This is a genomic window from Nonomuraea sp. MTCD27 (assembly GCF_041950495.1).
Classification (GTDB): Bacteria; Actinomycetota; Actinomycetes; order Streptosporangiales; family Streptosporangiaceae; genus Nonomuraea.
The window spans coordinates 96,521-123,052 of the sequence record NZ_JBGNUW010000012.1 but is presented as its reverse complement, the minus strand read 5'-3'; the positions used below and the strand labels follow the sequence as shown (position 1 = coordinate 123,052).

The 26,532-nt window shown below is 72.1% G+C and carries 25 protein-coding genes; 16 read left to right on the top strand and 9 right to left on the bottom strand.

Annotated features, from left to right (window positions below; translation table 11 throughout):
• The first annotated feature begins 10 nt into the window (after positions 1–10).
• Complete coding sequence (locus ACBJ59_RS32200) at positions 11–655, top strand: helix-turn-helix transcriptional regulator (protein WP_375113975.1); 645 nt, start codon at positions 11–13, stop codon at positions 653–655.
• A gap of 33 nt (positions 656–688) precedes the next feature.
• Positions 689–1,168 (top strand): DUF3291 domain-containing protein, encoded by a 480-nt coding sequence (locus ACBJ59_RS32195; RefSeq protein WP_375113974.1) that lies wholly within the window; start codon positions 689–691, stop codon positions 1,166–1,168.
• Here the strand turns inward: ACBJ59_RS32195 and ACBJ59_RS32190 are convergent.
• Positions 1,114–2,181, bottom strand: a complete 1,068-nt coding sequence (locus ACBJ59_RS32190; protein ID WP_375113973.1) for a DUF3866 family protein — start codon at positions 2,179–2,181, stop codon at positions 1,114–1,116. The two genes, ACBJ59_RS32195 and ACBJ59_RS32190, sit on opposite strands and share 55 nt — an antisense overlap.
• Positions 2,182–2,219: 38 nt before the next feature.
• Here ACBJ59_RS32190 and ACBJ59_RS32185 point away from each other — a divergent pair, with 38 nt between their 5' ends.
• The 9 genes from ACBJ59_RS32185 (at position 2,220) to ACBJ59_RS32145 (ending at position 12,400) form a co-directional block, all read left to right on the top strand.
• A complete protein-coding gene (locus tag ACBJ59_RS32185; RefSeq protein ID WP_375113972.1) occupies positions 2,220–3,170 on the top strand; it encodes a helix-turn-helix transcriptional regulator in 951 nt (316 codons plus the stop codon).
• Positions 3,171–3,228: 58 nt separating this feature from the next.
• Positions 3,229–4,194 (top strand): WYL domain-containing protein, encoded by a 966-nt coding sequence (locus ACBJ59_RS32180; protein ID WP_364131536.1) that lies wholly within the window; start codon positions 3,229–3,231, stop codon positions 4,192–4,194.
• The gene (locus ACBJ59_RS32175) at positions 4,191–4,391 is read left to right on the top strand and encodes a hypothetical protein (protein ID WP_375113971.1); all 201 of its coding nucleotides are present in this window, start codon (positions 4,191–4,193) and stop codon (positions 4,389–4,391) included. Before ACBJ59_RS32180 ends, ACBJ59_RS32175 begins: the two co-directional genes overlap by 4 nt.
• A 29-nt stretch (positions 4,392–4,420) precedes the next feature.
• Entirely contained in the window at positions 4,421–4,771 is a 351-nt protein-coding gene (gene tatA / locus ACBJ59_RS32170) for a Sec-independent protein translocase subunit TatA (RefSeq protein WP_375113970.1), read from the top strand.
• A 92-nt stretch (positions 4,772–4,863) separates the two neighbouring features.
• Positions 4,864–5,733, top strand: coding sequence for a twin-arginine translocase subunit TatC (gene tatC / locus ACBJ59_RS32165; RefSeq protein WP_375113969.1), 870 nt, complete (start codon positions 4,864–4,866; stop codon positions 5,731–5,733).
• Positions 5,734–5,774: 41 nt separating this feature from the next.
• Positions 5,775–6,662, top strand: a complete 888-nt coding sequence (locus ACBJ59_RS32160) for a diacylglycerol/lipid kinase family protein (RefSeq protein WP_375113968.1) — start codon at positions 5,775–5,777, stop codon at positions 6,660–6,662.
• A gap of 118 nt (positions 6,663–6,780) precedes the next feature.
• A complete protein-coding gene (locus ACBJ59_RS32155; RefSeq protein WP_375113967.1) occupies positions 6,781–9,504 on the top strand; it encodes a DEAD/DEAH box helicase in 2,724 nt (907 codons plus the stop codon).
• Positions 9,505–10,011: 507 nt separating this feature from the next.
• Complete coding sequence (locus tag ACBJ59_RS32150; protein ID WP_375113966.1) at positions 10,012–11,661, top strand: ABC transporter ATP-binding protein; 1,650 nt, start codon at positions 10,012–10,014, stop codon at positions 11,659–11,661.
• Positions 11,662–11,821: 160 nt separating this feature from the next.
• Positions 11,822–12,400 (top strand): TetR/AcrR family transcriptional regulator, encoded by a 579-nt coding sequence (locus ACBJ59_RS32145; RefSeq protein WP_375113965.1) that lies wholly within the window; start codon positions 11,822–11,824, stop codon positions 12,398–12,400.
• A 127-nt stretch (positions 12,401–12,527) separates the two neighbouring features.
• Here the strand turns inward: ACBJ59_RS32145 and ACBJ59_RS32140 are convergent, their stop codons facing one another.
• The 3 genes from ACBJ59_RS32140 to ACBJ59_RS32130 form a co-directional block, all read right to left on the bottom strand.
• A complete protein-coding gene (locus ACBJ59_RS32140; protein ID WP_375113964.1) occupies positions 12,528–13,949 on the bottom strand; it encodes an RNB domain-containing ribonuclease in 1,422 nt (473 codons plus the stop codon).
• A 54-nt stretch (positions 13,950–14,003) separates the two neighbouring features.
• Positions 14,004–14,327 carry an STAS domain-containing protein gene (locus ACBJ59_RS32135; protein WP_375113963.1) on the bottom strand — a complete coding sequence of 108 codons (324 nt, stop codon included), beginning with the start codon at positions 14,325–14,327 and terminating at the stop codon, positions 14,004–14,006.
• Between the two features lie 221 nt (positions 14,328–14,548).
• Positions 14,549–15,139: a TetR family transcriptional regulator gene (locus ACBJ59_RS32130; RefSeq protein ID WP_375113962.1), complete on the bottom strand. Its 591-nt coding sequence runs from the start codon at positions 15,137–15,139 to the stop codon at positions 14,549–14,551.
• Positions 15,140–15,292: 153 nt separating this feature from the next.
• Here ACBJ59_RS32130 and ACBJ59_RS32125 point away from each other — a divergent pair, with 153 nt between their 5' ends.
• Complete coding sequence (locus ACBJ59_RS32125; protein ID WP_375113961.1) at positions 15,293–16,246, top strand: hypothetical protein; 954 nt, start codon at positions 15,293–15,295, stop codon at positions 16,244–16,246.
• Between the two features lie 153 nt (positions 16,247–16,399).
• Here the strand turns inward: ACBJ59_RS32125 and ACBJ59_RS32120 are convergent, their stop codons facing one another.
• Positions 16,400–17,293: a siderophore-interacting protein gene (locus ACBJ59_RS32120; protein ID WP_375113960.1), complete on the bottom strand. Its 894-nt coding sequence runs from the start codon at positions 17,291–17,293 to the stop codon at positions 16,400–16,402.
• A 157-nt stretch (positions 17,294–17,450) separates the two neighbouring features.
• Here ACBJ59_RS32120 and ACBJ59_RS32115 point away from each other — a divergent pair, with 157 nt between their 5' ends.
• Positions 17,451–18,026, top strand: coding sequence for a hypothetical protein (locus tag ACBJ59_RS32115; protein ID WP_375113959.1), 576 nt, complete (start codon positions 17,451–17,453; stop codon positions 18,024–18,026).
• A gap of 55 nt (positions 18,027–18,081) precedes the next feature.
• Complete coding sequence (locus ACBJ59_RS32110) at positions 18,082–20,163, top strand: alpha-galactosidase (RefSeq protein ID WP_375113958.1); 2,082 nt, start codon at positions 18,082–18,084, stop codon at positions 20,161–20,163.
• Positions 20,164–20,182: 19 nt separating this feature from the next.
• Here the strand turns inward: ACBJ59_RS32110 and ACBJ59_RS32105 are convergent, their stop codons facing one another.
• From ACBJ59_RS32105 to ACBJ59_RS32090, 4 genes are read right to left on the bottom strand one after another with little or no spacing between them, the layout of a single operon-like run.
• Positions 20,183–20,803 carry a hypothetical protein gene (locus ACBJ59_RS32105; protein WP_375113957.1) on the bottom strand — a complete coding sequence of 207 codons (621 nt, stop codon included), beginning with the start codon at positions 20,801–20,803 and terminating at the stop codon, positions 20,183–20,185.
• A complete protein-coding gene (locus tag ACBJ59_RS32100; RefSeq protein ID WP_375113956.1) occupies positions 20,790–22,352 on the bottom strand; it encodes a substrate-binding domain-containing protein in 1,563 nt (520 codons plus the stop codon). The genes ACBJ59_RS32105 and ACBJ59_RS32100 overlap by 14 nt, the downstream gene beginning before the upstream one ends.
• Positions 22,349–23,491 (bottom strand): toxic anion resistance protein, encoded by a 1,143-nt coding sequence (locus ACBJ59_RS32095; RefSeq protein ID WP_375113955.1) that lies wholly within the window; start codon positions 23,489–23,491, stop codon positions 22,349–22,351. Before ACBJ59_RS32095 ends, ACBJ59_RS32100 begins: the two co-directional genes overlap by 4 nt.
• Positions 23,492–23,508: 17 nt before the next feature.
• Complete coding sequence (locus tag ACBJ59_RS32090; protein WP_375113954.1) at positions 23,509–24,585, bottom strand: hypothetical protein; 1,077 nt, start codon at positions 24,583–24,585, stop codon at positions 23,509–23,511.
• Positions 24,586–24,772: 187 nt separating this feature from the next.
• Between ACBJ59_RS32090 and ACBJ59_RS32085 the strand changes: the two genes are divergently transcribed.
• A complete protein-coding gene (locus ACBJ59_RS32085; RefSeq protein WP_375113953.1) occupies positions 24,773–25,546 on the top strand; it encodes a neutral zinc metallopeptidase in 774 nt (257 codons plus the stop codon).
• 115 nt (positions 25,547–25,661) lie between these two features.
• A complete protein-coding gene (locus tag ACBJ59_RS32080) occupies positions 25,662–26,486 on the top strand; it encodes an ACT domain-containing protein (protein ID WP_375113952.1) in 825 nt (274 codons plus the stop codon).
• Positions 26,487–26,532: the final 46 nt, after the last annotated feature.

Genomic DNA, 26,532 nt, shown 5'->3' with positions numbered 1-26,532 from the left:
GACTCCCGCTGTGAGTAGCGACGACCTCGAGGCGCTGGCCCTGTTGCACGACCCCGTCCGCCGCAGCCTGTACGACGTCGTCGCATCGAGGGGCGGCGACGTGGGCCGCGGGGAGGCCGCCGAGGCGGCGGGCGTGTCCAGGACGCTGGCCGGGCACCACCTCGACAAGCTCGTCGAGGCCGGGCTGCTGGAGAGCGGCTTCCGGCAGCAGGAGCGCAAGGGGCCGGGCAGCGGCCGGCCCGCCAAGGTCTACCGCCGGGCCACGGGAGAGCGGTCGGTGAGCCTGCCGCCGCGCGACTACGCCACCCTCGCCTCCGTTCTGGCCGACGTGGTGGACCTGCTCGGCGCCGAGGAGCGGGCCGAGGAGGTGGCGCGCGGCGCGGGCGCCAGGATCGCCAGGAAGCACCGCGGCGAGCCGGTGGAGCGGGTGCTGAGCGAGCGCGGCTACGAGCCGTACGCCGAGGAGGGCACGCTGCGGCTGCGCAACTGCCCCTTCCACGTGCTGGCCGAGGAGCAGCCGCTGCTGGTGTGCTCCATGAACCTGGCCCTGTGCCAGGGGCTGCTGGAGGGGCTCGGTGACGATCCGGGCCGGGCGGCGCTGGATCCGCGGCCGGGGGAGTGCTGTGTCACCCTTTCTAAAACAAATAATGATTGACATAGAAGGCCGGGGGATGGTGTGCTGAGCGTCATGCACATCGCCGAACTCAACATCGCCCACTTGCGCGCGCCCATCGACTCCGACGAGCTGGCCGAGTTCGTCGCCCTGCTCGAGCCCATCAACACCCTCGCCGACGAGGCGCCCGGGTTCGTGTGGCGGCTGAAGGAGAGCGAGGCCGACCCCACCGCGACCGTCGTCCACGACTACGGCGACTACCTGCTGGTCAACTTCTCGGTGTGGGAGTCGCAGGAGTCGCTGTGGAACTACGTCTACCGCAGCCCGCACCTGGGCGTGCTGCGCCGGCGCAGGGAGTGGTTCCTGCGCATGGCGGAGCCGTACATGGTGATGTGGTGGATCCCCGAGGGGTACATCCCGTCGCTGGCCGAGGCGATGCAGCGGCTGGAACGCCTCAGGACCGAGGGGCCGAGCCCCGAGGCGTTCACGTTCAAGGACTTCTACGACAGCAGCGAGGCCGTCAGCCTGCCCGCCGCGGCCGAGGCCAGGAAGTAGGGCAGGTCCTCCTCCAGCCCCCTGCCCATCGTCGACAGCCGCACCGGGGACTCCCGCAGCGCCTCGTGCAGGCCGTCCACCGGGACGGAGACCAGCCGGTGGCGTACGGCCAGCAGCTCGGCCTGGTCCCTGACCCGCTCCCCGAACTCGCCCGGCAGCTCCGGCACCGGCACGTCGGCCGGTGACAGCGCGACCCGGCCGTAGGCCGTCAGCGAGTGGTGCGAGACGCCGTAGTGGCGCTCGCGCCGGTCACCCTCGCTGACCCGCAGCGCCGCCACCGGCCGCCCCAGCAGCACGCCCGCCGCGTTCACCGCCTCGCCGGCCGACACCCCCGAGAAGCCCCACCGGGTGCCCGTGCCCAGGTTGCCCGGCCCCTGCGTGACGATCGCCACGTCGGCCTCCAGCACGTGCCTGGCCGCCAGCAGCCCGGTGTGGGCGGTGACCGCCTCGACGTCGCCGCCGAACGACTGGCCCACCGTCACCACGCCCGCCAGCCAGCCGATCTCCCGCAGCCGGGCCGCCGCCATCGAGAACCACACCGGCAGCGCCCCGCCGTCCAGCATCACGTACGCCACCCGCACGCCGGGCCGGTCGGCGTACAGCCCGCACAGGATCGGGGCCAGCGCCGAGTGCAGGTCGGCGACCACCACGGGCATGCCGTCCAGCGAGTCCGCCTCGCGCAACCTGGCATGATACGGGGAATCCTGCTCGTCGGCGCCCAGCACCGTGGCCTGCAGCGGGGTGTACCTGGCCTTCACCAGGTGCCCCGGTCCCTGCGGATCTTGCGGCAAACGGTTCGGGACGGCCACCACCATGGCGTAACCTCCCGTACCGAGACCCATCGCGAGCGCGGTCGTGTTGAGCAGCACCTCGTCGCCGGGTTCCGGGCGCCCGACCAACGGCGGATACGCCAGCGCCCGGCACTCCCCCTCGGGGACGGCGACGTCCAGCTCCACCGCTCCCGGCCACTCGCGTCGGATCCGTAGGACCTCGCCCTTGCGCCATCTGATCACGGGGGCAGGGTAGCGTCGATGAAGGAGGAGTGAGGCAGATGTCGCGCCGGAAGACAGAACGGTTGCTCAATCTGGTGATCTGCCTGCTCGCCACCCGGCGCCCGCTGTCGGCCGAGCAGATCCGCCAGGCCGTCCCCGGATACGACCGCGATGGCGACGAGGCGTTCCAGCGCATGTTCGAGCGGGACAAGAACGAGCTGCGCGAGATCGGGATCCCGATCGACGTGGTGCGCGACCCGTGGGAGGACGAGCCGGGCTACCGGATCGAGCGGCAGTCGTACGAGCTGCCCGAGATCACCCTGGAGCCCGACGAGGCCGCCGTGCTGGGCCTGGCCGCCCAGGTGTGGCAGCGCGCCAGCCTGGCCGAGGCCGCCTCCGGCGCGCTGCTGAAGCTGCGGGCCGGCGGGGTCTCCACCGACCAGCCCGTCGGCACCGGGGCGCTGGAGCTGCGGGTGGACACCCGCGACCCGGCCTTCCCCGCGCTGTGGGACGCCGTGCGCGACCGGCGCGTGGTGCGCTTCGACTACCGCGGCGCGGGCAGCGAGACCGTGCGCAGCCGCACCGTCGAGCCGTGGGGCGTGGTCAGCCGGCGCGGCCGCTGGTACCTGGCCGGGTTCGACCGCGACAGGGACGCCCCCCGCGCCTTCCGGCTCAGCCGCATCACCGGGCAGGTCGCCACGCTCGGCCGGCCGGGCGCGGTCGAGGTGCCCGAGGGCGTCGACCTGCGGGCAATGGTGGGCTTCCCCGACGAGCCGATGGAGGAGCGGGTGGCCGTCGTCCGCGTGCGCCAGGGGGCGTGCGAGGGGCTGCGCCAGCTGTCCAGGGCCGTACACCCCGGCGCCGACGGGTGGGACGAGGCCGAGCTGACCTTCTCCGACCCCGAGCGGCTGGCCGGCTGGATGGCCAGCCTCGGCGCCGACGTCGAGGTGGTCGAGCCGCCGGATGCCCGCGAGGCCGTCATCCGCAGGCTGAAGGGGGCCATGGCGTGAGCGGGCGAACCATCGGGCACGGCAGAGGTCCGCTCGTGCGGGCGGCGGAGGAGGGGGCATGAGCGGTTCGGCGGACAGGCTGCCGAGGTTGCTGGCGCTGGTGCCGTACCTGATGTCCCATCCCGGGGCGCAGGTCGGCGAGGTGGCCGCGGTGTTCGGGCTGAGCGAGAAGCAGCTCATCGACGACCTGCAGCTCGTGTGGATGTGCGGGCTGCCCGGGCACACCCCCGGCGACCTCATCGACGTGTCCTGGGACGGCGGCGAGATCCTCATCGACAACGCCGACACCATCGCCAGGCCGCTGCGGCTCGGCATCGACGAGGCCAGCGCGCTGCTGGTCGCGCTGCGCATGCTGGCGGCCACGCCGGAGCTGGCGGAGGTGCGGGGCGACGCGCTGCCGCGCGTCATGGCCAAGCTGGAGCGGGCGGCCGGCGAGGGCGCCGCCACCGTGAGCAGCCAGGTCGCCGTGGACGTCGACGCCGCTCCCGACGCCCTGCCGCGCGTGCGCGAGGGGCTCACCAAGGGCCGCCGGCTGTCGCTGCGCTACTACGTGCCCGGCCGCGACGAGGTGACGCCGCGCGAGGTGGACCCCATGCGGGTGGTGGTCGTGGACGGCCGCGCCTACCTGGAGGGATGGTGCTACCGGGCCGAGGCGATGCGGCTGTTCCGGCTCGACCGGGTGCTCGGGGTCGACGTGCTCGACGTGCCCGCCGACCCGCCGGACGAGGCCGAGCCCATCGACGTCACCCGGGGCGTCTTCCGGCCCTCCCCGACCGACGAGCTGATCGAGCTGGAGCTGAGCGCCGCCGGGCGGTGGGTGGCCGAGTACTACCCGTGCGAGCAGGTCACCGAGCTGGGCGAGGGGCGGCTGCGGGTGGCGCTGCGGGCGCGCGACGAGGACTGGATACTCAAGCTGGCGCTGCGCCTGGGCGACACCGGCCGGGTCGTCTCGCCGCCCGACATGGCCGAGACCGTACGCCAGGAGGCCGAGCGCGCCCTGGCCCTGTACGCTCACCGGTCATGACCTGGATCTACCTGTCCGCCGGGCTGGGCGTGGCCGGGCTGGCCGTGCTCGGGGTCGCCGGTGCCCGCGTCGTCGTCGCGGCACGTACTCTGAAGAGGGAAATCGCCGAGGCGACGGCCGAGCTGGAGCCGAGGCGGGCCAGATTGGCGGGCCAGGGGGATGAGACAACGCCCAAGGCAGCGTACGATCGTGGCTGAAACAGGCAACTCGCTAGAAAGGGCGTTTCATGCCGAACCTCGGAGTTCCTGAACTCCTGATCATCCTTCTGGCGCTCGTGCTGCTGTTCGGTGCGAAGAAGCTGCCCGACATGGCCAGGGGCGTCGGCCGTTCGCTGCGCATCTTCAAGTCGGAGACCGCCAAGCTCCGCGACGATGACGACGACGACGTGCAGCACACCGTCCAGGCCCAGGCGCAGGCCCCGGCTCAGCCGCAGCCGCAGCCGCAGCCCGTGCAGCCGCAGCCGATCCAGGCCGCCCCCGCTCCGGCCCTCTCGGCCGAGGAGCAGGCCCGTCAGCTCGAGGAGCAGGCCGCCAGGCTGCGCGCCGGCGCCGCCACGCAGGCCGACAAGCACGCCTGATCCCCGTCCCTCCTCGTCACCTGGACTGCTAGATGGCGCTGCTCAAACGGTCGAGCACTTCGGCAACCGACCCCGAGGGTCGCATGCCTTTGATGGAGCATCTGCGGGAGCTGCGCAACCGCCTGCTCGTCGCGCTGGCCGCCATGATCGTCGGCATCGTCGTGGGCTTCATCGTCTTCGATCCGGTGTGGGCGTTCATCAAGGAGCCGTTCTGCGAGACGCCGCAGGCCGGTCAGCTCCGCCCCGGCGAGTGCACGCTCATCTTCGGCGGCATCTTCCAGTCGTTCTTCCTGACGCTGAAGGTCTCGGCGATGGTCGGCATCGTCGTGTCCTCACCGGTCTGGCTCTACCAGCTCTGGGCGTTCGTGACGCCCGCGCTCTACCGCAACGAGAAGCGTTACTCCATCACCTTCCTCGGGCTCGCGGTCCCGCTGTTCCTGCTCGGTGCCGCGCTGGCGTACTTCATCATGGACACCAGCCTGGCGATCCTGCTGGGGTTCGCGCCGACCGACTCCGTCGCGGCCATCCAGATCGACGAGTACGTCAGCTACGTGCTCATCATGCTGGTGATCTTCGGGATCTCGTTCGAGTTGCCGCTGCTGCTGGTGTTCCTGAACATCATCGGCGTCCTGTCCCACGCCACGGTCAAGAAGCACCGCCGTACCGTGATCTTCGTCATGTTCATCTTCGGCGCGATCATCACGCCGGGCGGTGACCCGCTGACGATGATGGCGCTGGCCATGCCCATGATCGTGCTCTACTTCGTGGCCGAGGGCGTCATGTTCCTGCGCGAAAGGCGCAGGCCCGCCACGGAGGACTTCTCCCACCTGTCCGACGACGAGGCATCCCCGCTGGTCGAGGACGACTCGCCGCTCGACGACGGCACGCCCGTGGGCGATGTCACGCCTGTAGGCGACGCCACGCCTCTCGAGGAGGACCCGCCCGGCACGGACAAGCGGTAAAGGGCATTCCGGATCCGTCCCGTAGGCGATAGGTTCCGGGCGTGTCCCCACAACTCGCCCTGCTCGTCAACCCCGCCGCCCGCGGCGGGCGTACGCTGCGCCTGCTCGAGCCCGTGGCGCGCCGGCTGCGCGCCGGAGGGGCCGAACTGTCGGTGATCGTCGGTGACGACGCCGCCGACGCCCTGGAACGCGCCTGCACCGCCGTCTCCGAGCGCCCCGACGCGCTCGTCGCCTTCGGCGGCGACGGGCTGGTGCACCTGGCCGTCCAGGCCGTGGCCGGCACCGACGTGCCGCTCGGCATCATCCCCGCCGGGACCGGCAACGACATCGCGGCCGCGCTCGGCCTGCCCCGCAAGGACCCCGTCGCAGCCGCCAGGACCGTGCTGCGCATGAAGACCCGGCTGGTGGACGCCGCGCGCATCCGCGCGGGCACGGTCGAGGAGCTGTTCGCCGGGGTGGTGTGCTGCGGCTTCGACTCGCGGGTCAACGAGCGGGCCAACCGGCTCACCCGGCCGCCGGGCATGGCCCGTTACCTGGTGGCGATGGCGCAGGAGCTGCGCTCGTTCCGGCCGATCCCGTTCCGGGTGACGCTCGACGAGAAGCAGGTGATCGAGCGGGAGGCCATGCTGGTGGCGGTGGCCAACACCCGCTCGTACGGCGCCGGGATGCGGGTCTGCCCCGACGCCAGCCCCGACGACGGGCTGCTGGACGTGATGATCCTGGAGGCCGTGTCCAAGGGCGAGTTCCTGCGCGTGTTCCCCAGCGTCTACCGGGGGACGCACGTGACCCATCCGGCGGTGTCGGTGCGGCGGGCGCGCACCGTGCGGGTGGAGGCGGCCGACGTGGTGGCCTACGCCGACGGCGAGCGCATCGGCGCGGTGCCGCTGGACTGCGAGGTACGGCCGGGAGCGCTGCGCGTCATCGTTTGAAATCTACAATGTAAAGGCGCCCGCTCGGCGTCCCCCACGCGCCGAGCGCCGAAAACCCCGCGGCGAAGCCGGAATGGGCGGGACGGACCGGAATGGCGATTTCGGTAGGCTGACGGGTATGACAACGCCAGCGGAACGCTACGCGGCCTTCCGTCAGAAGCACGGGGACGACGGGGCCGCTCTCAGATCGTTCCGAGGTCTCTACGACTTCGAGCTGGACGACTTCCAGCTGGACGCCTGCCGGGCCTTGGAGGCCGGTGACGGCGTCCTGGTGGCGGCGCCGACGGGGTCGGGCAAGACGGTCGTCGGCGAGTTCGCCGTCCACCTCGCTCTGGAGCAGGGACGCAAGTGCTTCTACACCACCCCCATCAAGGCGCTGTCCAACCAGAAGTACAACGACCTGGTCAAGCGCTACGGCACCGCCAAGGTCGGCCTGCTGACGGGCGACAACAGCGTCAACGGCGAGGCCCCGATCGTGGTCATGACCACCGAGGTGCTGCGCAACATGCTCTACGCGGGCTCGGCCACGCTGGCCGGGCTCGGGTTCGCCGTGATGGACGAGGTCCACTACCTGGCCGACCGCTTCCGTGGCGCGGTGTGGGAAGAGGTCATCATCCACCTGCCCGAGTCGGTCCGGCTGGTGGCGCTGTCGGCGACGGTCAGCAACGCCGAGGAGTTCGGCGAGTGGCTGGGCGACGTGCGCGGCGACACGACGGTGATCGTCGACGAGCACCGCCCGGTGCCGCTGTGGCAGCACATGATGGTGGGCAACCTGGTCTACGACATGTTCATGGCCGACGACCTGACGCCGCGCATCAACCCGACGCTGATGCGGGTCACGCGGGACGCCGAGCGGCTGATGCAGGGGCGGGGCCGGCGCGGTTACGGCCGGCCGCAGCGCTCGCGCCCGCCGGACCGCGTGCAGGTGATCGAGAAGCTCGATTCCGAGGGGCTGCTGCCGGCGATCACGTTCATCTTCTCCCGAGCCGGCTGCGACGCGGCGGTCCAGCAGTGTCTCAACGCCGGGATCCGGCTGACCAGCGACCGGGAGCGGCACGAGATCAGGCAGCTCGTGGACGAGCGGACCGCGCACCTGCCCGACGAGGACCTGGCGGTGCTGGGCTACCTGGAGTGGCGCGACTGCCTGGAGCGGGGCCTGGCCGCGCACCACGCGGGCATGTTGCCGGCGTTCAAGGAGGTCGTGGAGGAGCTGTTCACGCGGGGGCTGGTCAAGGCGGTGTTCGCCACCGAGACGCTGGCCCTGGGCATCAACATGCCGGCCCGCAGCGTGGTGATCGAGAAGCTGGACAAGTGGAACGGCGAGACCCATGCCGACCTGACGCCGGGGGAGTACACCCAGCTCACCGGCCGGGCGGGGCGGCGGGGCATCGACGTCGAGGGTCACGCGGTGGTGTTGTGGCAGCCGGGCATGGACCCGCTGTCGGTGGCGGGGCTGGCGGGCACGCGGACATATCCGTTGCGGTCGAGCTTCCAGCCGTCGTACAACATGGCGGTCAACCTGGTCGGGCAGTTCGGCCGGGAACGCGCCAGGACGTTGCTGGAGGAGTCGTTCGCGCAGTTCCAGGCTGATCGGGCGGTCGTGGGGCTGGCCAAGCAACTGCGCAAGCACGAGGAGGCGCTGGAGGGCTACCAGGAGGCCATGACGTGTCACCTGGGGGACTTCCCGGAATACGCGGCGCTGCGGCGCCGCCTGTCGGACCGGGAGGCGGAGCTGTCGCGCCAGCGCGGCGCCGCGCGCCGGGCGGCGGCGGTGCGGTCGCTGGAGGCGTTGCAGCCGGGTGATGTCATCCGGGTGCCGGGCGGGCGGCGGGCGGGTCTGGCGATCGTGCTGGACCCGGGGCGCAACCCGCGCGGCACGGGGCCGAGCCCGCTGGTGCTGACGATCGGCAAGCAGGTCAAGAAGCTCGATCCGGCCGACTTCCCGGTGCCGGTGGAGCCGCTGGAGAAGCTGCGCATCCCGAAGAACTTCAACGGCCGCTCGCCGAAGGAGCGTGCCAATCTCGTCTCCACGCTGCTGGCCAAGATGGGTGACCGGGATCTGGGCAAGCCGGTCAGGGCGCGTGACCACACGGTGGAGGACGACGAGGTCAACGAGCTGCGCCGGCGCATCCGCCAGCATCCGTGCCACGGGTGCGACGAGCGTGAGGATCACGCCCGCTGGGCCGAGCGCTACTACAAGCTGCTGCGTGAGACCGAGGGGCTGCGCCGCCGGGTCGAGGGCCGTTCGCATGTGATCTCGCGGACGTTCGACCGGATCTGCTCGGTGCTGGAGCAGCTGGGTTACCTCGACGGCGAGGCGGTCACCGATGAGGGGCGCCGTCTGGGCCGGCTGTACACCGAGCTGGACCTGCTCACGGCCGAGTGCCTGCGCATGGGGTTGTGGGAGGAGCTGGAGCCGGCGGAGCTGGCGGCGTGCGTGTCGGCGCTGGTGTTCGAGTCGCGGGCGGCGGACGACACGCGGCGGCCGAAGATCCCCGCCGGGCGGGCGCAGGACGCCCTGTCGGCCATGATCAGGCTGTGGGGGGAGCTGGAGGGCATCGAGTCCGACCACGGGCTGTCCACGATCAGGGAGCCGGATCTGGGGTTCGCGTGGGCGGCGTTCCGCTGGACGAAGGGGCACACCCTCGACGCGGTCCTGATGGAGGGCGTCAACGGCAACGAGCTGGCGGCGGGTGACTTCGTGCGGTGGGTCAAGCAGCTGATGGACCTGCTGGGCCAGCTGGGCAACGCGGCGCCGCCGGGGAGCAAGATCAAGCAGACGGCGGGCAAGGCGGTGGACGCGATGCGGCGCGGGGTGGTGGCGTATTCGTCGCTGACCTGAGCCGTCGTCCCCTGGGCGAAGATGCTTCTGAGAACCACTTCTCAGAAGCATCTTTTGCTTCGGCCTGACCTCCCCCTGTCGTTTTACTTCTCCTCCGGCGACTTTACGCATTCGCCGTCATGGCCTTTCCGCTCGGGTTTTACCAGTCAAGTCTCTCTGAAATCGGCGAATATCTGCTGATTTATCGCAATTCGGGTGCTAGCGTCCGATTTGTCAGTGTTCAGCCAACGGGGGAGGAATCATGGCGAACACGCAACTGTCCCAGGCCGGATACCAGCAAGGATGGGGATGCCGTCGTAGGCGCCGCTGCTACCGGAGGTGGAGCTGCTGTGGCCGCCGTAGGTGGTGGGGGTGCTAGAGCGCCCCATTGATGAGAGTCGGCGGCCCGGCCGCCGGCTCTCATTGAGCGTCTCCGGCCGTGAACTGGCGCCGGCGATTTCCATTCGCCGGACATTTCGCGAGTTCTGGCCGGACACCCGCGGATTGCGCCGGCTATTCGCCGCCGGAGTGGCGTTCGCCATCCTGGCCGCGCTCTGTGAGGTCGCCGCGATCCGCCTGTTCGGGCACATCACCGACGAGGTGCTCACGACCAGGAACCTGGAGGCCTTCTGGGTCCCCGCGTTCATCTGGCTGGGGCTCGCGGTGATCGCCGGGGGGATGGCCTTCGCGGGAGCGTACGCCACCGCCCTGGGTGCCGAACGGTTCCTGCTGGCCCTGCGCGACCGGGTGTACACGCACCTCCAGACGCTCGCGCCGGACTTCTCCGAGAAGCGGCGGCTGGGGGACCTGATGGCCCGCCTGACGGACGACATCGAGGCCATCGAGGAGCTCGTCGGGTCCGGAATGGTCAGGGCGATCACCACGGCCGCCAGCGTCGTCTTCTTCGCGGGGGCGGCGTTCTTCATCCGGTGGGACCTCGCGCTCGTGACGATGGCGCTGATCCCGCTGTTCCTGGTGGTCTCGAAGGTCTTCGCCGGCCGGTTCAGGTCGGCGGCGGCGCGCGAGCGGGCCAGCAACGGGGCGATGAACAGCGTCCTGGAGGAGGGGCTGGCCAACCAGCCGCTCGTGCAGGCGTACAACCGGCAGGACGCCGAGTCCCGGCGCCTGCACAGGGAGGGCCGCGGCTGGCTGCGCGCCAACATGGCGCAGGCCTGGCTGGCGGGCCTCTACAGCCCCGCGGTCCAGGTCATCGAGACCATGTGCCTGATCGTCATCCTCGGGTTCGGGGCATGGGAGATCGCGGCGGGCCGGCTGACGCTCGGCGGGCTGCTGTCCTTCGCGGCGTACCTGGCCCTGCTCTACCCGGCCGTCCAGGGCCTGGGTGAGCTGGCCCTGAACGTGGCGGAGGCGGCGGCCGGGTCCGACCGCGTCATCGAGGTCCTGAGTGCCCGGCCCGCCGTCACCGACGCCGCCGACGCCGTGCCGGTGGGTCGCAGCCACGGCCGGATCGCCTTCGAGCGGGTCGGCTTCGCCTATCCGGGGCGCGGGCGGCCGGTGCTGCGGGACGTGTCGTTCACCGCAGAGCCCGGCGAGGTCGTCGTCCTCACCGGGATCAGCGGGGCGGGCAAGTCCACGCTGGCCAAGCTGCTGCTGCGCTTCTACGACCCGGACAGGGGGCGCATCCTGCTCGACGGCGCCGATCTCCGGGGCCTGACGCGGAAGTCGGTGCGCGACAACATCACGATCCTGTACCAGGAGACGATGCTGTTCTCGGGATCGGTGCGCGACAACATCGCCTACGGCCGGCCGGACGCCTCGTTCGACGAGGTGATCAGGGCGGCCGAGGCGGCGGGGGTGCACGACTTCGTCAAGCTGCTGCCCCAGGGGTACGACTCGCCGGTGGGGCAGCGGGGCCGGCTCCTGTCCGGCGGGCAGCGGCAGCGGATCGCGATCGCCAGGGCCATCCTGCGTGACACGCCGGTGCTGGTGCTCGACGAGCCCATGACCGGGCTGGACGAGGCGACGGCCGCACAGGTGATGAAGCCGCTGCGGCGGCTCATGGCCGGGCGGACGACGCTGCTCATCACGCACGACCTGCGGCAGGTGCCGGAGGGGGCGCGCGTGGTGGAGCTGGAGCCGGTGCCGCGGCAGGAGCGGATCCGGCTCAAGCGCGTCGGCGTACCGTTCCGGGGCGCCCGCTCGACCACGGCCTGGTGAGCCCACGGTCTGGTGACCCTGCGGTCTGGTGGGACGTGACGGCAACCGGCACCCGCTCCGAATCCACGGGGCGGGTGCCGTCGTTCCGGGGTGTATGTCCGGGATTCTCCTCGATAGAATCGGAGAGCTCTCTCCGTTTGTCCGAAGGCAGGTCGAGGTCATGGGCGACGATCACAGCACCGCCAGGCCGCTGCGCGCCGACGCCCGCCGCAACCGCGAGCGGGTCCTGCAGATCGCGCAGGAGGCCCTGGCGAGTGACGGGCTGACCATCTCCTTCGACGAGATCGCCCGGCGGGCCGGGTTCGGGGTCGGGACCGTCTACCGGCACTTCCCGACCAAGGAGGCGCTGTTCGAGGCGGTGCTGCTGGGGCGGATCGAGCGGTTCGTGGCCGACGCCCGCGCGCTGGCCACCGCCGAGGACGCGGGCCGGGCGTTCTTCGGCTGGTTCACGCAGGTGGTCGAGCAGGCGGCGGGCAACCAGGCGCTGTGCGACATGCTGGAGAGCGGCTCGGGCCTGACGCTGCGGCCGGGCTCCACGCTGGAGGACGACTTCGCCGCCGCGCTGGGCCGGCTGCTGGCGCGGGCGCAGCGGGTGGGAGCGGTGCGCGGCGACCTGGTCACGCAGGACGCGCACGACCTGCTGCGGGGGTGCCTGGTGGCCGAGCGGAGGGCGCGGGCCAGGGGAGGGGCGGTGCGGATGACGGAGGTCGTCTGCGACGGGATGCGCGCGAAGCGGTGACGCCGCTCCGATCGTGCGGGTGAGCAGGACGCGTGGCCAGGTGCCGCCGCTGCGATCGTGCGGTCAGGGGCTCGCGTGGGCGGGGCTGTGGCGAGGCCGTGTGCCCGCGGGCTCAGGTGGCCAGGGTTCAGGTGGTCAGGGTGAAGCGGACCTCGCGGGTGGCCGGGTCGGCGCGGGAGAGCCGTACGGTGACCTGCTCGCCCAGGGGCAGGGGCCCGTCGCAGCGGGCGATCACGGCGGGATCCACGAGCTGCACCTGCCCGCCCCCGCGCCGCTCGTCCACGTCGATCACCACCGCCTCGAACGCCTGCCCGATCCGGTCCCGCAGCAGGAACGCCTCCACCAGGTCCACGCACGCCCGCTCCACCGCCCCGGCCCGCCGCCCGGAGGCGGACATGAGGTCCGGCAGGGCCGCGAGCCCCGCCCGCACGTCGGACGGCACCGGCTCGCCGGCCGCGATCGCCAGGCACACCTCCGTCGCGTAGCGGTCGACCAGGCGCCGCAGCGGGGCCGTGACGTGCGCGTACGGGGCCGCCACCGCCGAATGCTCGGCCAGCCGGGGCGGCGCGCCGTCGAAGGCCACGTAACCCGCGCCGCGCAGCAGCACCTTCGACTCGTGCAGGAACGCCGCCTGCCGCCCCACCTTCGGGTCCAGGTCGTGCACCACGGCCCCGTAGCCGGCCCCCTCCGGCCACGGCACGTCCAGGGCCCGCGCCACCCGGCGCACCTTGGCCAGGTCGCCGCGCTGCGGGCGGGGCAGCACGCGCAGGATGCCGATCTCGGCGTCGAGCATCATGGTGGCCGCGGCCATGCCGGTCAGCAGCGAGATCTGCGCGTTCCACGCCTCGGCGGGCAGCGGCAGCCGGAACTCCAGCCGGTAGCCGCCGTCGGTGTGGACCACCTCCTGGTCGGGCGTGGGCAGGGTGACGCCGCCGCGCTCGCGTTCGAGGGCGAGCCTGAGCTCGCCGATCTCGGCCAGCAGCTCCAGGACGCCGTCCGCGGTGCCGGTGTCGAGGACCGCCTGGACGTAGCCGTAGTCGTAGCGCTCGCGGCTGCGTACGAGGGCGCGCTGCACGTCGGCGCCCACCATGCGGCCGTCGGAGTCGAGGTCGATCCGCCACACCGCGGCCGGTCGCAGCGCGCCGGGCAGCAGGCTGGCCGCGTCCTCCGACAGCGCGGTGGGGTGCAGCGGCACCTTGCCCGCCGGCAGGTAGACGGTCTCGCCCCTGCTGCGGGCCTCGGCGTCGATCACGCCTCCCGGGCGGACGAACGCGCCGACGTCGGCGATGGCGTACCAGACCCGGTATCCGGCGCGCAGCCGCTCCAGGTGCACGGCCTGGTCGAGGTCCATCGAGCCGGGCGGGTCGATGGTCACGAACGGGACGTCGGACATGTCCTTGGCGTCCAGCCGGGGCACGCGGGCCACCCACGCGGCCTCGTCGAGCACGGCGCGGGGGAAACCGCCGGGCAGCTTCAGCTCCCGCCTGATCCGTTCGAACCCGTCTTCCAGCTTGAGAGGTATCTCATCGGGAACCTGAATCGTTGGCACGCGTGACAACCTACAGGCGCCCCCGACCGGGGAGCGGAGGGCGGGCCCGCCGGATCAGGTGAGGTGCTGGTCGAGGCCGGTGATCCGGAGCAGCCGCCGCATGGCCGGCGGCACGCCCGCGATGTGCAGCGGTGTGCTCTGGCTCATGGCCTGGTTCTGTACGGAGACGAGGATGCCGAGCCCGGCGGCGTCGATGAAGGACAGGCGGCTCATCTCGATGACCAGCCCCATGCCCGGGCGCCGCGAGCGGGCCGCCTCCTGCAGCAGGGCGAGCAGGTGGCTGCGGAACAGCTCGGTGTTGGCGATGTCGAGCTCGCCGGACACGCTCACGATCACGGTCCCGTTGCTGCGGCTGGTGGTCAGATGAAGTGGGTCCATATCCGGCTCCGCGCTCTCTCAGGGCCGGGATCATCTGGAGGTAGCGCGGACCCGCCCTTGCCGAAGGCACCAGAATGTCATGCTTGCGTTACATAGAGCGACTGTGTGCTTCCGGAATGGAGTGTACCTCCCTGTTCGCGCACGTCGAGAGGGTGGCTCCTGCTCGGGTAGACAAGAGAATCACTCAGGAAAACAATTCCGGTTACCAGGGTGAAGAATTTTCACCCTTGGCGGGGTTCCAGCCCGAGCAGGATGAGGTCGCACAGGGCGGCGAAGTCGTCCTCGATGCCCGGCCGGCTCCAGCCGGCGGCGTGGGCGGGGTTGTGGAAGGTGGCCGTGGCGTGGAAGACGGCGCGCGCGGCCAGGCGGGTGTCGGGGGCGGAGAACTCGCCCCGCTCGGCGCCGGCGGCGATGATCTGCTCGATCTGGTCGACCAGGTCGTCGACGTGCCGGTTGATTACCTCGCTGGCCTCCTGCACCAGCACCACGTACGTGGCGAACAGCTCCGGGTCCTCCAGCGCCCGCCGGCGCTTGGCCCCGAACAGCGTGGCCAGCCAGTTGCGCAGCCGCTCGGCGGCCGGGCCGTCCTTCGCCACGACGGCGGCCAGCCCGGAGTGCGCCTCGTCCAGCCAGCGCTGGGTGACGGCCTCGCGCAGGGCCGTCTTGCTGGCGAAATGGCGGTAGACGCTGCCGTGGCTGACGCCGAGTGCCCGCGCCACGTCCACGACCGTCGCCTTGGCCGGGCCGTAGCGGCGCAGGACGTCTTGGGCCGCCGTGAGGATCTGCTCGGCCGTCAGGATGCCATCTGTCACATTTCCAATTCTGTCAGCTGTTCGAGGGTGCGTGTCGCTACGGGTACGGCTGATCGTATTTTGGGGAAATTTCCGGGCTTGCGGCGGTTGATCACACTACGCTGCTAGCCCTGTCATCACACGGGGTCATTACGAGGGGAAAGCGAACACATCGTGTTAGTCGCAGTCGTGGTCGTGGTGCTGGCCGCCGCCGTGGTCGGTGCGCTGGTCTGGTGGCTCCGCCGGGATCCGGTGGGCGGAGGCGACTCCGGCAGGTTCGAGGCGGAGCGGAAGTGGGGCTGGGAGTTCCTGCTGGGGCCGGAGGCGGAGGCGGCGTTCCTGGAGGGCCTGCGGGCCTACCACGAGGCCGGTGGCGCGTTGCGGGTGGACGCGGAGGAGGGGGTGCTGACGACGTACGAGCCGCCTCGGCTGATCTCGCTGCACCTGCTCGCGGACGCCTTCGCGGCCCGGGGGGACGCCGCGATGCACGACCCGCAGGGGACCGTCGCGACCCTGATGGACCAGCTCGCGTCGGCCGAGCGGCCGGGGGTGCTGCACCTGCGGCCGGGGTGGCTGGAGGGTGAGGTGGACGGCATGGACGCCGCCGCCTTCGCCGCCGCGGTCGGCGAGGTCGTCGGCGGCGCTGGCGGTGGGAGCGGCGGGGAGCGGTCGGGCGAGGCGGGCATTGGAGCGTTGCACGTCGCCGTCCCGGGCGCGGGCCCGGCCGCCGAGGGCGTGCTGTCGCACGTCAACGGCACGCCGCTCAAGACGGTGAGCAAGGACGCCGCCGCCGGAGCTCCGGAGCCGCCCGCGCCGGAGCGGGCGAAGGGCGAGGCCAACACGCTGATGCTGGACCTGGGGAGGGTGCTCGACCTCTACCGGGAGGCCCGCGAGCGGCAGCCGGACGCCGATGCGGGGGCGCTGCTGCGCGAGGTCGTCCCCGCGCTGATCGCCGCCGGCGGCCCCGGCCTGACCTGGACGAAGCCACCCACCCCCGCCGAACTGCGGGCCGCACTCGGCACCCCGGCCGCACCCCGGGCGGCCGGTGGCTCACCGGCGCCGCGCGGGTCGGCGGATGGCGAGCCGGAGGCGCGCGACACGGCCGAGGACGCCTCCGAGCCGCACTGACGCGCCGGCCGCCGGGGGGCTGCGTCGGCCGCCGGGCTGTGCTGGCCGTCCCGGCTGTGCCGGCGGCGACGGTCCGGTGGGCCGTGCCGGCCGGTGTCGCGGCTTCCGAAGGGCGCGAATGCGCGGAGGGGAGCCGGGCCGGCGGCAGGGTGGTTACTCGTTGTGCTCCGAGCGGCCGTGGCGCCAGTAGCCCATGAAGGCCACCGAGCGCCGGTCCATGCCGCGCTCGGCCACCAGGTGCCGCCGCAGGGTCTTGATGACGGCCGCCTCGCCGGCCAGCCACGCGTACAGCGGCCCGTAGTCCGTGGTCTCCTGCGGCACCTCCCACAGCTCGTCCGTGTCGACGTCCACGTCGTCGAAGGTGTCCGGGACGGGCAGCGGCGGCAGGAGGCGGCCGGCGGCGGCGCGGACGGCGGGGACGAGGCCGGCGCCGCGTTCGCCGCCGTTCCTGGCCAGCCAGGTCACCTTGACCGAGGCGGCCGTCTCCACCGGCAGGAAGTCGTCCTCGCAGGGCACCTCCATCAGCACCTCCCCGGCCAGGTCGGCGGGCAGGCGCTCCAGGACGGAGCAGATGGCGGGCACGGCGGTCTCGTCCCCGGCGATGAGCACGCAGCCCGTGCCGGCGGGCGGGTGGAACTCCAGGCCGCCGTGGCGGCCCTCGTAGCGGGCGTCCGGGCCGAACAGGGCGGCGAGGTCGCCGGGCCGCACGCGTTCGGCCCAGCGGGCGACCGGGCCGCCGTCCGGGTGCATGACCACGTCCACGTCGACCTCGGCGGCCTCGGGGCGGACGAGGCGAGCGGTGTAGGTACGCATCGGGTTGCGCTTGTCGTCGTCGAGCGCCCGCCACCGCATGAACCAGTCCGGGCCGGTCGGCAGGTGGGCCAGGCCGTGCTCGGGGAGCGGAAGGATGAGCTTGAGCCGCTGGTCGAAACCGTTGTCTGCGAACAGGTGCAGGTCGTCGCCGGTGAAGGTCACCCGCAGGAACGACGGGCTGAGCCGTTCGAGCCGGTCCACCCGTACGTCGAACATGCGAAAAGGCTCGGTCATCCCCGAATACTCCGATCGTAGTTAGGCGAGGCTAACCTAATCGATCGCCGGGATTTAGGCCAGCCGGGGAGCGCTTGCCGGCTGTGTCCGATGCGTTGCGATGGGTGGAAGTTCGCAGGTGAGAGTGGTTCCGCACATCCGCGAACGGGGCGGAATCGTGCGAGAGAGAATCAACCGCAGAACAGCCGCCCTCGTCGCGGGCGTCGCCGTCGCCCTGTCCGGCACCACGGTGGCCGGCGTCGCGGTGGCGTCGTCGGCGGCCGCCGCACCGGCGTCAGGGACGCCAGCATCTTCGCGGGCAAGGCCGTACAGCAGGAGAGCTGCACCGGCGCCTCCGCCCGGCAACCCGACCGGGCTGGTCGGCTGGGCCACCCAGGGCGGCGGCACCAGCGGCGGCGGCGGCGCCTCGCCGGTCACCGTCACCAGCGCCTCGGCCCTGACCAGCGCGCTGTCGTCCGGCAGCGCCGCGGTGATCCGGGTGTCGGGCACGATCTCCTGCTCGGGCATGCTGCGCGTGGCCTCCAACAAGACCGTGCTGGGCAACTCGGGCGCGACGATCAGCGGTTGCGGGTTCAACATCTCCGAGGCCGCCAACGTGATCGTGCGCAACCTCACCTTCCGCGGCTGGAACGACGGATCTCCGTCTGACGGCCACTCCCCACGGCCCCTCCGGCACCCGCCGCCGGAGGGGCCTCGTCGTGAGCGCGCGGGACCGGGGACGGTAGCGTCGTAGCGCTGAAGCCGTTACAGGCGCCGGGCCGCGCCTGCCCCCGAGATAGGAGCCCGACTTGTCTCCCGTGATCCTCTCAGCGGCGGGCGCCGCGCTGGTGCTCGACGATCCCGATCCGCAGTGGGGCCTGCCGCGGGTGCGGCACTTCGGCGCGGCGCTCGGGCCCGTGTCCGGTGCCGCGCTGCTGCCCGCGCTGGCCTCTCCCGCGCCGCCGCTGCTGCCCGCCCAGGGGGACTCCTGGTACGGCCGGCCGGGCCTGTCGGGTGGCCGGGACGGCGACCAGTGGCCGGTCCGGTGGAGCCTGGACCGGCTGGACGCCGACACCGTGTCCGGCTCCGGCGGCACGGTGACCATCACCGCCTCCGACGCCAGGGCGGGCCTCGGGCTGGTGTGCGAGCTGGTCATGGACGGCGGCGGCCTGGTGCGGATGCGGCACGCGGTGACGAACACGGCCGCCTCGCCGTACCGGGTGGACGGGCTGGTGTGCGCGCTGCCGGTGCCGGGGCGGGCCGCGGAGCTGCTGGACTTCACCGGCCGGTGGGCGCTGGAGAAGGTGCCGCAGCGCGCGCGGTTCCGGCACGGGGTGTGGTCGAGGGAGAACCGGCGGGGCCGCACCGGGCACGACGGCACCGGGCTGCTGGTGGCGGGGACGGAGGGGTTCGGCTTCCGCGGCGGCGAGGTGTGGGCGGTGCACGCGGGCTGGAGCGGCGACCACGTGCACTACGCCGAGCGGCTGCCCGAGGGCGTGTCACTGCTGGCGGCGGGCGAGCTGCTGGAGCCGGGCGAGGTCGTGCTGGGGGAGGGGGAGAGCTACCGCACGCCGTGGGTGTACTTCACCTGGTCCGGCGCCGGGCTGGACGACGCCGGCGCCCGCCTGCACGATCACCTGCGGGCCCGTCCCCTCCCGGTACGCCCGGTCACGCTGAACAACTGGGAGGCCACCTACTTCGACCACGGCCTCGACCGGCTGCTGGAGCTGGCCGACAGGGCGGCGGCGGCCGGGATCGAGCGGTTCGTGCTGGACGACGGCTGGTTCCGCCACCGCCGCCACGACCGGGCGGGCCTGGGCGACTGGTACGTGGACGAGGGCGTGTGGCCGGACGGCCTGCACCCGCTGGCCGATCGGGTGCGCAAGCTGGGCATGCAGTTCGGCCTGTGGTTCGAGCCCGAGATGGTCAACCCGGACTCCGACCTGGCCCGCGAGCATCCCGACTGGATCCTGGGGCGGGCGGAGCGCATGCCGCCGCCGCAGCGCCACCAGCAGGTGCTCGACCTGGCCCGGCCGGAGGCGTACGCGTACCTGCTCGAACGGCTGGACGCGCTGGTCGGCGAGTACGCGCTCGACTACATCAAGTGGGATCACAACCGCGACATCGCCGAGCCGGTGCACGCCGGGGTGGCGGGTGTGCACGCGCAGACGCTGGCCACGTACCGGCTGCTGGACGAGCTGCGCGCCCGCCACCCCCGGCTGGAGATCGAGTCGTGCTCGTCGGGCGGCGCGCGCGTCGACTTCGGCATCCTGGCGCGCACCGACCGGGTGTGGACCTCCGACAGCAACGACGCCCTCGACCGGCAGGCGATCCAGCGCTGGACCGGGCTGCTGGTGCCGCCGGAGCGGCTGGGCTGCCACGTCGGCGCGCCGCACGACCACGTCACCGGCCGGTCGCTGCCGCTGGCCTTCCGCGCCGCCACCGCGCTGTTCGGGCACATGGGCGTGGAGTGGGACCTGACCTCGGCGAGCCAGGCCGAGCTGGAGGAGCTGGCCACGTGGATCGCGCTGCACAAGCGGCTGCGCCCGCTGCTGCACGCGGGGCGGGTGGTGCGCGCCGACCATCCGGACCCGTCGGCGCTGCTGCACGGGGTGGTGCTGCCGGAGCGGGCGGTGTACGCGTACGTCCAGCTCACCTCGCGGACCGACCTCGTGCCCGGCCCGCTGCGGCTGCCGGGGCTCGACCCGGACGCCGTGTACGAGGTGCGCGTCGCGGGCCCGGCCCCCGAGCGGGCGGCGCTGCCGGCGTGGGCCGTGCCGGCGGACGGGGCCCCGGTGCGGCTGCCCGGCTCCGTGCTGGGTGAGCTGGGGCTGCCCGCCCCGGCGCTGCGGCCGGCGTCCGCGCTGCTGGTGGAGCTGGAGAGGGTGTAGCGCCGGATGCCTGGGCCGGTCAGCCGAGGTCGAGGTCGGAGCCGCCGAACCGGTCGCGCAGGAACCGGCCCTGGTCGCGCAGCGCCTGCTCGTCGCCCCGGTGGATCGCCTCGGCGACCTTGCCCATCTGGGCGTCGAGCAGCGCGAGCTGGGCCAGCAGTTCCTCGTGGGCGCTGCGCTCCCGCCCGGTCCCCCGGGTGAGGGCGTAGCGGCGGGGCAGGTTCGCGTACGCCTCCAGGCTGGCGGGCAGGTAGCGGCGGATGGTCTGCGAGACCACGTGGAGCTGGTCGGGGGAGGCGGTGAGCTGCTCGGCCCTGGCCAGCACGCCGCCGATGACCTCGGCCAGCCCGTGCACGGCGGCGTGCACGTCCTCGGGGAAGCGCCGGTCGATGCGCCGCAGCAGCCCGTCCAGGTCGGCGCGCAGCGCCCGCGTCTCGACCTCGGCGTGGGAGATGGTCAGGCGGACCCGTTCGGGCGGGGCGAGCAGCGCGCCCGCCCCGTACAGCGCGAGCACGACCACCGGCCAGAACGTGCCGGTCAGCCCCAGGAAGTGGCCCAGCAGGCCGAGCAGCGCCAGGCTGGAGCCGGCGATGTTCCTGGTCGAGCCCAGGTAGCGCAGGATCCGCTCACTGGTAGCCACGGATCTCCTTGAACGCGCCGGTCAGCGAGGTCGTGCGGGCGTCGAACACGGCGCCGCCGGTCAGCTCGGCCACCTGGCGCATCTCCTCGACGTCGCTCTCCCCGAACAGCACCACGAACGTCGGCGGCCGGCGGCGCTCCTCCGGCAGGGAGCGGTAGTGGGCCTCGAACGCGGCGTAGTCGGAGCCGTCGGTGTTCTCGCCGTCGGTCATGAGCACGATCGAGGTGTAGTGGCCGGGCGTGAGCGGCCGGTCGTAGGCCGCCCTGAGGCTGTCGTAGATCGCCGTGCCGCCGGCCGCGTCCAGCCCCTCGGCGAACTGCTTGATCTCGGCGAGGACGGGCGCGGGGTCGCGTTCGGGGACGGTGAACGGGACCGGCTGCCTCGTCGTGCCGCTGAACGGGATCATCGTGACGGTCTCGCGGTTGCGGAAGCGGGAGAAGGCGCCGGAGGCGGAGGTGTCGGCGCCGGTCAGCGCCACCAGGGCCTGGCGCAGCGCGTCGATCCGGTCGCCCCGCATCGAGCCGGACGTGTCCAGCACGAACCTGGCCTCGGCCGGGACGCGCATCTGGTTGAGGTAGGTGGAGATCAGCTCGTCGGCGGTGCTGCGCCGGTTGGGGAAGGGCAGCTCGATGAGCTGGGCCGAGCCGAAGCGCGGGTCCAGCGGCACGCCGTTGACGATGGGCCGGCGGTGCGTGCCGGTCATGATCTCCTTCTGCACGGCGGGGGTGCGCAGCCAGGCGGCGAGCTTGCCGTACAGGGCCTTCTTGCCCTCCGGGGCGGAGGCCAGCAGGGTGAGCGGGTAGTCGGCGCTGACCACGCCGTCGGCCGGGTGGACGAGCGTGAGCGGCTCGCGCGCGCCCAGGAGCACCGACTCGTAGTTCACCATGCCGTCCACGCGGGGGTCGCGGGCGTAGGCGTCGGCCAGCCAGCCCGACGAGCCGGCCGTCAGCCGCTGCGCGGAGAAGAACTCCTTCAGCCGGGGCGTGACGGAGGTGACCTGGCCGGCGCTGAGCGCCCCGTCCGCGTCCGACAGCGCCGCGGCCACTCCGACGAGGGCGGAGAAGCCGGAGTTGGAGGAGGCGGGGTTGGTCATGCCGAAGCTGAACCGGCCGTCCCTGGCCGCCGCCGCGATGTCGGACCAGGAGACGGGCTTGGCCTCCCAGCCGAGCTCGCGCGCCTTGGCGGGCTTCAGGCCGAGCACCACCGGCGAGACCATGATCTTGGTCTGGGTGGACAGCTTGTTCTGGGCTCCCTCGATGAGTGACAGGTAGCGGTTGGAGGAGAACCAGGTGGCGTCCAGGCCGCCGTCGGCGCGGCCGCTCGCGACCTGTTCGGCGCCGTCGAGGGTGCCGGTGTAGGTGAGCTTCACGCGGACCCCGGCCTCGGACTCGGCCCGCTTGAGGAGGGGCTCGAGGTCCTTGATCTCGCTGCCGGCCAGGACGCGCAGGACGTCGGGGCCGTCGGCCGGGTCGCCGCCGGGGGCGCAGGCCGCCGCCAGGAGGAGCGCGGGGACGAGCGCCGCCGCCCAGCGCGCCGGGCGTGCTCTCATCGGTCCGTCTCCTTGGCGCGCTCCAGGTACGTCCTGGCGTGTTCGAGCTCCGACGACAGGCTGTCGACCGTGGCGGCCATGTTGTCCACGGCCTTGGCGCGGAAGGAGTCGATCAGGTCCATCGTGGCGTAGACGTTGTCGAAGGCCTGGCGCAGCGTGTCCAGGTCCACGGTCGTGGCGGCGGCCTGGTTCTGGATCGCGCCGGCCTGGGTGCGCAGCATCTCGCTGGTGGCCAGGATGAGGTCGCCGGTCGTGGCGTTGAGCGCGGTGATCTGGTCGAGCACGAGCTTCTGGTTCGCCAGGGCCTGGGCGACGGTCACCGCCGTGCGCAGCGCCGAGACCGTCGTCGTGGTGGCCCGGTCCACGCCCTTGCTGAGCTCGAGATTGTTCTTGCGTACGAGGTCGAGGGCCAGGTAGCCCTGGGCGGAGACGGCGAGCTGGGTGAGCAGGTCCTGGTGCTTCTGGCGGACGGTGAACAGCGCGTCGGAGCGCAGCGCCGTGGCCCGCTCCTCGCTCGCCACCACGATCTGCTCCTCCAGGGCGGCGTCCATCGCCTGGGCCATGACCGCGTACTCCTGCAGCCGCGTCATGCTCTCCCAGAGGTTGGCCTTCTCGCCCTCGATGGCGGCGTTGTCGCGCAGCAGCTCGTCCTGGCCGGACTTGAGCGCGCGGATGATGTCGTCGAGGTGTTTCTGCGCGGAGTGGAACTTGGCGAAGTAGTCGCGCAGCCGGTCGCCGAACGGGATGAGCCCGAGCAGCTTGCGCGGCCCGCCGGCCGCCTGCTTGGGGTCCAGGTCCACGACGGTACGGCGCAGGGCCACCAGCCCGCCGGCCACCTTGGCCTGGGCGTCGGCGCCCTCGCCCCGGGCCGCGTCCAGCGCCGCGACCGGGCGCTTGAGCATGCGGTTGGCCACCTGCGAGGCGGACCTGATCTCGGTGTCGCCCATCGAGGAGATGTCGTGCACCTTGCGGGAGAACTCGGGCGAGCGCGGGTCGAACCCGCTCAGCTCCCCGGCGAACTCCCTCGCCTTGGCGGTCAGCTCGGCCGCGCGCTCGTCGGCCATCGGCAGCATGGTGGCCGCCGTCTCGGCCGGTACCGGGGTGACCGGCGCGGGCGGCGTGAGCACCAGATCGGACACGTGCGGTATCTCCCTTGCTAGGGCCGGGCGGAGTCGATGGTGGTGATGAGCCGGTCCAGCCGCTCCCAGGTGGGCGGCTCGACCACGTCCACCAGGTCGGCGGCGGCCGGCGCCTTCGTCTTGGCGACCAGGCCGGCGAACGCCCGCGGGTCGGTGGTGCGGAAGCCGTACGCGGCGGCCAGGGACTGCAGCTCGGGGTCCTGGGTGAGCAGCTCGCCGACCCGGGAGCCGGGACCCGACAGGGGGACCAGCGTGTGCTTGCTGAGCACGGTCGGCGACGGGTAGACCAGCCGCATCTCGGGCTTGATCGCGCCGTCGGCGGCGAAGACGTGGGCGAGATACTGGGCCTCGTAGACGACCAGCATCGGCGTCTTGCCGGCGCCCAGCGCCAGGTAGTCGTCGAACGACGCCTCGCTGGTGGACTCAGAGAAGCCCTGGTCGAGCACGGCCGGCGCGACGAGGGGCGCGATCTCGGCGATCTGGGCGTCGGAGCTGATGACGTCCTCGCCGTTGGCCACGTAGCCGATCGCGGACAGGTACATGGCGGCGGAGTTGGAGGTACGGATGTCGGTCGTGGTAAGCAACACCCGCTTCCGTGCCCGATAATCCGAATTATCCGGAATTTCGTCCCATCTAGTGCCTTTAGCCACTAGTTCGAGATATTTCTTTATGTCGAAGGTTTGGTGGCCTTTGCCGGAATCGCTGAGCACGCCCGCCTTCGCCAGCAGTGCCGCGATCGGCTCGAACGTGGCCACCGCCATCGGCGAGTAGAACGGCGAGTACGTGGTCGTCGCCCCCCGGTCCCGCTTGATCCGCTCGGCGGCCGGGACGCTGGAGGGGAAGGCGAAGGCGTAGCGGCTCAGGTCCACGTCGGTGACGATCTGCCGGGACCCGGCGGTGTCCACCTCGACGCGCAGGCCGTGCTTGGCGAAGGCCGCCTTGACGCGCGGGTCGTCGAAGAACGGCTTCTTCTCCGACCCGATGACACCCCGTACGAGGGCCGCCTCCGGCTCCCCCCGATTCCCGGTCACGATCGCGACCACCGCCACCCCGACCAGAACCGCGGCCAGAATGACGCCGATCCATCGCTTCATTGAACCCCGTTTCCTGAAATAACCCCCATGACTGGAATTATGGAAGGGACAATGTGGGCCGCGCGCGGGTGGAAAGGCGACCGTACGGCAGAATTCACCCCCCGTTCACGATGCGGCGCCGACGCCCGCCGCGGCCCTGTTCCGCCGGGCACAGAACCCGCGAACGGCTCCCTCTATGATGCCGATCATGCGTTTTTCCACCCTTCTCGCCGGCCTCCTGATCACCCTGCTCTTACCGGCGAACACCGCCCACGCCGCCGCGTACCCCATCAAGGACCGCGTCCTGACCGCGAACAAGCTGTACGGCACCGGCAAGCTCCAGCCGAGCCAGTGCCAGGAGCGTGAGGTCGAGCCGGACGACGCCGCCATGGCCAAGCGCTACCTGACGTCCGTGCTGGGTTGTCTCAACACCATCTGGGGCGCTCACTTCAAGCGCGCCGGCCTGCCGTTCGCCAAGGCCAGGATCGGCTTCATCACCAAGCCGCGCCGCTACTGCGGATCCTCCTGGGGCGAGGCCCAGGCGATGTACTGCGACGCCGAGAAGCGCTTCATCGTCCTGCTGAACCGCGACGTCCTCGAGGACCCCTCGGACCTGTGGCTCTTCAGGCTGGCCGCCCACGAGTACGGGCATCACGTGCAGCGCATCACCGGCATGGCCCGCGCCTACGACCGCTACCCCTACGACGGCAAGAGCGAGCTGAACGAGCAGACCCGCCGCAACGAGCTGCAGGCCGAGTGCCTCGCGGGCGTCTTCATGGGCAGCGTCTGGGACTCCCTCGACCGTACGGACGAGGACTGGGAGTACCTGCTCGACATCATCCGGGAGAGCGGTGACGAGCAGTCGAAGGTCCGCGACCACGGCAAGGGCCGCAACATCGCCGCCTGGCTCGTCAAGGGATTCCGCGCCTCCTCACCGGCGGCGTGCAACACCTGGACGGCCTCCTCCGCCAAGGTCTCCTGAGGTTGGCGGACCGTAAAGCGGCGGCTGATTTCGGGCCAAGTGGTGAATCCGGTTTAATGCCGCCGCAACCGCGACACCCATGATCAGGTAACACGGTGCACGCAGACTGGGGGTCATGAGCGATGCACCGAAGGTAATTCACCCACGTACCGGGCACGGCCGCTCCTGGCGGCGGGAACTGGCCGAGCTTGCCGCCCTGTTCCTCGCGGTCGGCCTGGCGCACCTGCTCGCGACCCTGCTCGGGCACGATGATCCGGGCCCCGTCGTCCTGGTCGGGCTGGGCGTGGCGTTGATCGCCGGAGCCGCGATCCACAAACGGCTCGGCCACCGCCCCCGGCGGGGCGCGGCGCCGCTGCCCGTGGACGACGGCGCCGGGCAGCCCATGGCGTTGTGGCGCATCCGCATGCGCGTGGTGGAGCGGCCCGGCAGGCTCGCCAACGTGGCGGGCGCGTTCGGCCGGCTGGGCTGCAACATACTGGCGCTGCACATCGCCCCGACCGGCAGCAGCGCCATTACGCCGGCCGGGTGCGACGCGCTCGACGAGTTCGTCATCGAGGCGCCGCGCGACCTGGCGCTCGGTGTGCTGGCACGCGCGCTGGCCGAGGCGGGCGGGCACGACGTCGTGATCGTGCCCGCGCAGGTCAAGGACCTCACCGACCCCGGCGTGCAGGCGCTGGTGCTGGCGCAGCGGGTCAGCGCCGACCCCGACCGGCTGCCGGAGGCCATGGCCGAGCTGCTGCGCGTCCCGCGGGTGGAGTGGCGGCGGCCCGGCGACACCGTGGACGAGGGCGCCGAGCTCAACACCACCATGGTCATCTCCGTCAACCCCGACCGCGCCCTGCTCATCAGACGGCCCGAGCTGCCGTTCACGCCGACCGAGGCGGCGCGGGCGGCGGCGCTGACCGCGGCCGCCACCCACGCCCGGTACGGCGCCGGCTGACCGCCCGCCGCCTCCCGCCCCGCCGTACTCCGGCGGGGTCCTTTTG

Coding starts and splice junctions, on each gene's coding strand:
- ACBJ59_RS32195 (WP_375113974.1), top strand. CDS start 689: ATGCACATCGCCGAACTCAACATCGCCCACTTGCGCGCGCCCATCGAC.
- ACBJ59_RS32185 (WP_375113972.1), top strand. CDS start 2,220: ATGTCGCGCCGGAAGACAGAACGGTTGCTCAATCTGGTGATCTGCCTG.
- ACBJ59_RS32180 (WP_364131536.1), top strand. CDS start 3,229: ATGAGCGGTTCGGCGGACAGGCTGCCGAGGTTGCTGGCGCTGGTGCCG.
- ACBJ59_RS32175 (WP_375113971.1), top strand. CDS start 4,191: ATGACCTGGATCTACCTGTCCGCCGGGCTGGGCGTGGCCGGGCTGGCC.
- tatA (WP_375113970.1), top strand. CDS start 4,421: ATGCCGAACCTCGGAGTTCCTGAACTCCTGATCATCCTTCTGGCGCTC.
- tatC (WP_375113969.1), top strand. CDS start 4,864: ATGGAGCATCTGCGGGAGCTGCGCAACCGCCTGCTCGTCGCGCTGGCC.
- ACBJ59_RS32155 (WP_375113967.1), top strand. CDS start 6,781: ATGACAACGCCAGCGGAACGCTACGCGGCCTTCCGTCAGAAGCACGGG.
- ACBJ59_RS32145 (WP_375113965.1), top strand. CDS start 11,822: ATGGGCGACGATCACAGCACCGCCAGGCCGCTGCGCGCCGACGCCCGC.
- ACBJ59_RS32135 (WP_375113963.1), bottom strand. CDS start 14,327: ATGGACCCACTTCATCTGACCACCAGCCGCAGCAACGGGACCGTGATC.
- ACBJ59_RS32120 (WP_375113960.1), bottom strand. CDS start 17,293: ATGACCGAGCCTTTTCGCATGTTCGACGTACGGGTGGACCGGCTCGAA.
- ACBJ59_RS32100 (WP_375113956.1), bottom strand. CDS start 22,352: ATGAGAGCACGCCCGGCGCGCTGGGCGGCGGCGCTCGTCCCCGCGCTC.
- ACBJ59_RS32090 (WP_375113954.1), bottom strand. CDS start 24,585: ATGAAGCGATGGATCGGCGTCATTCTGGCCGCGGTTCTGGTCGGGGTG.
- ACBJ59_RS32085 (WP_375113953.1), top strand. CDS start 24,773: ATGCGTTTTTCCACCCTTCTCGCCGGCCTCCTGATCACCCTGCTCTTA.
- ACBJ59_RS32080 (WP_375113952.1), top strand. CDS start 25,662: ATGAGCGATGCACCGAAGGTAATTCACCCACGTACCGGGCACGGCCGC.